The sequence below is a fragment of the Alphaproteobacteria bacterium genome (assembly GCA_018667735.1).
Taxonomy (GTDB): domain Bacteria; phylum Pseudomonadota; class Alphaproteobacteria; order Rickettsiales; family JABIRX01; genus JABIRX01.
On the sequence record JABIRX010000011.1, the window covers coordinates 1 to 6476 of the forward strand.

General features: G+C 30.6%; 6 protein-coding genes. 3 read left to right on the forward strand and 3 right to left on the reverse strand.

Annotation, left to right across the window (positions count from 1 at the left end; all coding sequences use genetic code 11):
* A partial coding sequence (locus HOH73_01130) for a hypothetical protein (GenBank protein ID MBT5827470.1) occupies window positions 1–185 on the forward strand: 185 nt, incomplete at its 5' end.
* Between the two features lie 18 nt (window positions 186–203).
* Window positions 204–989, forward strand: a complete 786-nt coding sequence (gene dapF, locus HOH73_01135; GenBank protein MBT5827471.1) for a diaminopimelate epimerase — start codon at window positions 204–206, stop codon at window positions 987–989.
* A gap of 8 nt (window positions 990–997) precedes the next feature.
* Here dapF and HOH73_01140 read toward each other — a convergent pair whose 3' ends face one another.
* The 3 genes from HOH73_01140 to HOH73_01150 form a co-directional block, all read right to left on the reverse strand.
* The gene (locus tag HOH73_01140) at window positions 998–2005 is read right to left on the reverse strand and encodes a serine/threonine dehydratase (GenBank protein ID MBT5827472.1); all 1008 of its coding nucleotides are present in this window, start codon (window positions 2003–2005) and stop codon (window positions 998–1000) included.
* Between the two features lie 8 nt (window positions 2006–2013).
* On the reverse strand, window positions 2014–2472 hold the full coding sequence (locus HOH73_01145; GenBank protein ID MBT5827473.1) for a RidA family protein: 459 nt from the start codon (window positions 2470–2472) through the stop codon (window positions 2014–2016).
* A 64-nt stretch (window positions 2473–2536) separates the two neighbouring features.
* Window positions 2537–4648 (reverse strand): UvrD-helicase domain-containing protein, encoded by a 2112-nt coding sequence (locus HOH73_01150; GenBank protein ID MBT5827474.1) that lies wholly within the window; start codon window positions 4646–4648, stop codon window positions 2537–2539.
* Window positions 4649–4737: 89 nt separating this feature from the next.
* On the opposite strand from HOH73_01150, the gene HOH73_01155 reads away from it, so the two are divergent.
* Window positions 4738–6476: hypothetical protein (locus HOH73_01155; GenBank protein ID MBT5827475.1), on the forward strand; the 1739-nt coding region annotated here is incomplete at its 3' end.

Here is a 6476-nt window from a genome sequence, read left to right on the forward strand (position 1 = left end):
GAGAAATGAACCCAGATCAATTATGGGAGACCACATTAGACCCAGATGCGAGAACATTATTGCAAGTTAAAATATCGGCAAAAGATAATGCAGAAGAAGTTTTTTCTACTTTAATGGGAGATGTAGTGGAGCCAAGAAGAGAGTTTATTCAAGCTAATGCCTTAAATGCAAATTTAGACGCTTAATATATCTTCGTAGTCTCTATGAAATTTTACAAAATGAATGGACTTGCCAATAACTTTTATGTTTTTGATTTGCGTGAGTCACATAATAACTATAATATTAAAGAGTTGTTTGATCTAACAAAGCTTGATTTTGATCAATTAATTAATATAAAAACTTCAGTTAAAGCTGATTGCTTTATGGAGATTTACAATATTGATGGTAATAAAGTAGAAGCATGTGGCAATGCTACTAGATGTGTAGCTAAAATTTTATGTGCTGAGAAAAAAGCAAATTCAGTGACAATAGAAACAACAAATAGGATTCTTAAAGCAATAAAAATAGATGATGATTATCAAGTTAATATGGGTAAAGCAAATTTAGATTGGCATAAAATACCTTTATTAAAAAAATTAACAAAAGAGGAGCTTAGCTTGTTAGAAAAGCCAAAATTTTCTTTTGTAAATTGTGTGAATATTGGTAACCCACATATTATATTTTTGACTAATAATCTTGATGAAGTGCAGCTAGATAAGGAGGTTTCTTATATAGAAAAACATAAATATTTCCCTGAAGGTATCAATATAAATATTGCGGAGATTATAGATAAAGAAAATATTAGACTTAAAACTTGGGAACGAGGAGCTGGTGCTACTAAAGCTTGTGGTACAGGTGCTTGCGCTACATTTTACGCTATATATAAAGAGGGTTTAATAGCAAGTAATGCTAATCTTATTATGCCTGGTGGCGAATTAAAAATATCATTAAATAAAGCTGAAGATATTTTTATGCAGGGTGATGCTAATTTAGAAAAAGCTTTTAAATAATAAGCTTATTAATAGATCTTAGCAATATGGGGGACATCATCTAGATAATTTCTGGCCCAAATATTTCTGTAAGTCTCTGCTGCAATATTTCCGCCAGAGATAATTATTAGGATGTTTTGTTTGTTTTCTTGTGTTTTTAACCATTTATAACAAGCAGCCATAGCAACGGCACTGGATGGCTCGCAGGTGATTTTTAGTAAATGTTGTAACCATTGGGTCCAATAAATAATTTCTTCTTCACTAACTTCAATGATACCGCCTGTTTTTTTTAGATAGAAGAAAGTTCTTTTTGAAATTGATAAAGTTCTAATACCATCTGCAATAGTAGGGGGCAAAGTATCAAAAATATGTAATTCATCTTTTTTAAGTGAGATAGCCGCATCATTACAATTAATGGGCTCGCCTGCGAAAACTTTAATATTATTAGGAAATAATTTAGAAGCTAAATAAGTTCCAGATAATAGACCGCCTCCACCGCATGGAACAAAAATAGAGTTGATATCTATGTTTTCTTTTTGTAAATCTGTTAAAGCCTCATAACATGCAGTTCCTTGTCCTTCTATGATTTGATCGTCATCGAAAGGGTGGATAAAATAAGCACCATTTTTTTCTTCTATTTTGGCTCTTTCATCTGCTTCTTGATTGGAATCCACTAAAATAACTTTGGCACCATAAGATCTTGCGGCCTGAATTTTTAATGGAGAAACAGACCTGTTCATAAATATTGTGCCATCAATATTAAATAATTTGCACGCTAATGAAATTCCTTGCGCGTGGTTACCAGAGCTAATAGCTACAATTTTTTGGGGTATTATGCCTTGATCTTTCAAATATAGAATTTTATTGAAAGCTCCTCTTGATTTAAAGGAGCCAATTTTCTGTTTACATTCTAACTTAAAGTGAAGGTTGTGACCACCCAGAAAATCATTTAAACTATTTGAAGAGGTAATGGGAGTTCTGTGCAAATAAGGCTCTATCCTTTTGTGAGCATCTATTATATCTTGCGGTAATATCATCTTAAAGGTTACTTTAATTTGAAAGTCGCACCAATTTCTACTGGCACATTAAATGGAAGAGATGCAGCACCCATAGCAAAGCGTGAATGTTTTCCGGCTTCTCCTAATATTTCAACAATTAAATTAGATGCACCATTGCCTATTTTAGGGTGATCTTGATAATTATCTATGGCATTTACAAAAATTTCTAATTTTAAGCATTTCTCAACTTTTTCTAAGTCTTTTACTGCGGCTTGTAATTGTGCTAATATGTTTATAGCGCATAACCTAGCTGCGTCTACGCCTTCTTTATCTGAAAGATTATCGCCAATTTTGCCTTGATAAGCTATTTTACCATCTTTCATAGGTAGCTGGCCAGATATATATATTGTTTTATCATCTACCAAAAATGGTACATAATTTGCTGCGGCTAAAGCGGGTTTTGGTAGAATAACACCTAACTTTTCTAAATTACTTTTAATGCTCATAATAAATATAAATCATAATTTATAAATTATGCATTAGCTTCGGTCAAGTTAAAGTTAAAAGTTATTAACTAAGGGATGAAGAGGTAACAAACCTGCATTTTCCATTACTAAAGTTAACTTCAGCTACATCACCAATAATAGATTTTACTACACCATCACCAAATGACGAGTGCTTAACATTGTCATTTACTTTGAATTTAGCCTCTATTTTTTTGCTAGGCTTGTAATTATAATTTGAATGAAAACTATTTGATGTAGTTTTTGTATTACTTTGTTCATCTACAGATTCTGTGGGTAATTCTTTTAAAAACCTTGAGGGTAAAGAGGTTTGCCATTTATTGAAAATTCTTCGGTTATTTGCATAGGTAATGAATAATCTGGTTTTAGCTCTAGTAATACCAACATAAGCTAATCTTCTTTCTTCTTCTAAACCTTTATCTCCAGACTCTTCTATTGATTTTTGATGAGGAAATACACCTTCTTCCCAGCCAGTTAGAAATACATTTTCAAATTCAAGGCCTTTTGCTGAATGCAGAGTGAGAATGTTTATAGAGTCTTCTTGATTATTTTCTTGCAAGACACTAACTAAGCTAACATGTTCTAAGAAACTGTTTAAGTCATCATATTCTGATAAAGCATTACAAAATTCGCGTAAATTTTCTTTTTTGGCATCAGTGTTAATGTCTTTGGTGTTATCTAGCATTTTCTCATAAGCAGATTTTTCAATGATAAATTTTGCTAAATCTTTTAAACTTACTTTTTTAAGTCTTTCTCTAGAAGTTAAAATTATATTTGCAAATTCGTTAAAATTATTTTTATTATTCCCGGATAAAAGACCTTTTTCTAACATATCTTGTAGTGCTACAAAAATAGGCAAATTATTTTGGGCAGAATAATTATTTAGTTTTGCAAAGGAAGCAGGACCTAGAGCTCTTTTTGGTACATTTAACACTCTTTCTAAGGCTAAGCCATCCGAATCTGAATTTATTACTCTTAGATATGCAATAATATCTTTTATTTCCTTGCGATCATAAAAGCGAAGTCCACCAACTATTTTATATGGAACTGCTTCATTAATAAGCCTCTCCTCAATATTTCTAGTTTGATAAAATGCACGTACTAAAATAGCTACATCAGCTAAATTAGACCCTCTTATTTTTAATGTTTCTATTTCGCGCAGTATATTTTGACTTTCACCATTTTCATCCCAGCTAGAAATAACTTTTATCTTGTGCCCATCTACTCTGTCTGTAAATAAAGTTTTCCCATGTCTGGTTTTATTTGTATTTATTAAATTTGAAGCTGCATTAAGAATATGTTTGGTAGAACGATAATTTTGTTCTAATTTTATCACTTTACTGCCCTTAAAGTCTTTCTCAAAGCGCAAAATATTTTTAACTTCAGCACCTCGAAAGCCATAAATAGACTGATCATCATCGCCAACACAGCAAATGTTACTATGTCCTTGTGCTAGTAACCTTAACCATAAATATTGTGAAATATTAGTATCTTGGTATTCATCTACTAATATATATTTGAATTTGTTGTTATAGTATTTTTGTGTGTTTTCATTGTTAGCTAGAATGTCAATATTATGTAAAATTAAGTCACCAAAATCACATGAATTAGCCCTAATTAACTCTTCATTATATATTGTGAATATTTTGGCTAATTTCTCTATGGAATCTGCATTATGGGCAAAATTATTTACCTCTATAGTTTTCTGGGCTTTATCTTTAGCTAGAGAAATCTGATTTAAGGCAAATTTAGGATTTATATCATCGCTACAAAACTTCAAATCATTACAAATTCTTCTTATTAAGCGTAACTGATCGTCACTATCAACTATGTTAAAATTATTATTTAAGCCAACTAAATGTGCATTATTTCTTAATATTTTTGCGGCGATAGAATGGAAGGTACCGATATACATGCCGGGTAAAGAAGAGCCAATAATCTTTTCAACCCTAATTATCATCTCTTTAGCTGCTTTGTTAGTGAAGGTAACAGCAAGTATTTGTTGGGGAGTAGCTAAGTTGTTATTAATTAAATATGCAATTTTGTTGGTTAGTACTTTAGTTTTTCCAGTTCCAGCTCCGGCTAATATAAGCAAGGGACCCTTATTATAGTTTACAGCTTCTAATTGTTTTTCGTTTAAGTTTTCTGTTTTATTCATTGATTTAAAATTATTGCATGGTAACAATATATTTAGATTGATAAAGATTCAAAATAATCTTATATTATAAATATAAATAAGGTACAAATTTGAAAAGAAAAATTTTAATATTATTCATTGTAATTGGAATAGCAGCTGAAATAATATTCGTTTCTAGCAAATTGCTGGGCGCTTCAAAAAACAAGAATGTAATAGCGGAAAAGATTGAAGAAAAAATAGGGGCTAGAACTGAAATTAAAGGTAAGGTCGAGCTTAAGCTCTTTCCCATACCAAAATTTGTCATTTCACATTTAAGATTATATGATCTAAAATACAAAAATAGTAGTTACAATGTCAGAGCGTCGTTATTTGAAGCTAGAGTGCCAATATTAAGCATATTAACAGGTGATATTAATATTAAAGAAATTTCAATAGAAAATGCTAAAATAGAACATATCAAAATATTGGGTAATAGTGACACCGCAAAACATGTAGACCTTATCAATTTACCATACAAAAAAATAAAGCTAGTAGAATCTGCATTAATCTTAAATAGCAACAGAGAATTAACAACTAAGTTTGACAATTTAAATTTAGAACTAGAAAATCTCCACCACTCCATCAAAATTAGTAGTAAGTTTTCATCAGGTATTAATAATTATAGTGTAGAGTCATATGTTGCAAAAAAGAATAAAGCTGATCTAGATATTGATTTGTCAGTGAATTTTACGGGAGGAAGCCTAGATTTAACTGCAAGTTACGATGCTAAACTTAAAAAATATAAGGGTGATACGAGTATTTCTGGTGCTAATATCCAAGAGTTCTTTTTTAATAATTTTATGAGTACATGGTTTCTATTTCCAGATAATAGAAAATTTTCATATAATTCCTCATTTAGTTTTGCAAAGCAAGATGGTAAATTGTCGATTAAAGACGGAGAGATAAGTGGTGAGGCTATTAAGGGTGAGTTTTCGGGGCTATTAGAAGATAAGAAAAGAGGATTTCTGTCATTTAACGTAGATTATCTAAACTTAGATGCATTGTTTTCCACACATAAACAAAGTTATATTCGTGAAGAAATGGCTTTCATGAATTTGGAAAATAAATATAGCTTTTTTAATAGCAGTGAAAATGTTTCTATTTCGGGCTTGTTCAATAAAGTAATATATAAGGATAAAGAGGTAGGTCCATTAAATTTAGATATGTCTCTAAATGAAGAGTCTAACATGCAAATTGACAGCTTAAGCTTTGAGCTTGAAGGTGGTGTTCATAATAGTATAAGTGGAGTATTTAAGCATAATATGGAAGGTTATAAGTTTGAAGGTAATGTTACTTCCAAAGGTGATGATATTAAAAGTGTAGTAGAGCTTATAAGTGATAGTAAATTTGTACGTCAGGAAGGTGGTGAAAGATCTGCATATGAATTGTCAGCAGAGCTAATTTTGTCAGATAGTGTTTTGGATTTACGTAATATAAATGCAATTATAGGATTGGGAGAAGTTAAGGGTGAGGTGCATTATAATATTTTAGAACAATCAAAATCAAAAATATTTTTAGATGCCAAAGCTCTAGATTTTAATGAATTTCTGGTTAGCAAAGGTAAAAATGATGTGCGGCATTTAATTCACCTTTTATATGATAAGTTAGCAATCAGAGAATCGGGTATTTCTCTATTACAGAATTTTCTGTGGTTACGAAATATTTTTAATGAGATCAATTTTGAGCTAAATCTAAAAGAAGCAATTTTTAATGATAGGGTTTTAGATGTAGTGAAAATTGATGGTTTAGTTAAGCATAGAATATTCAATATTAAAGATTTTTACATTAAATCAGAGTATAATGATATAAA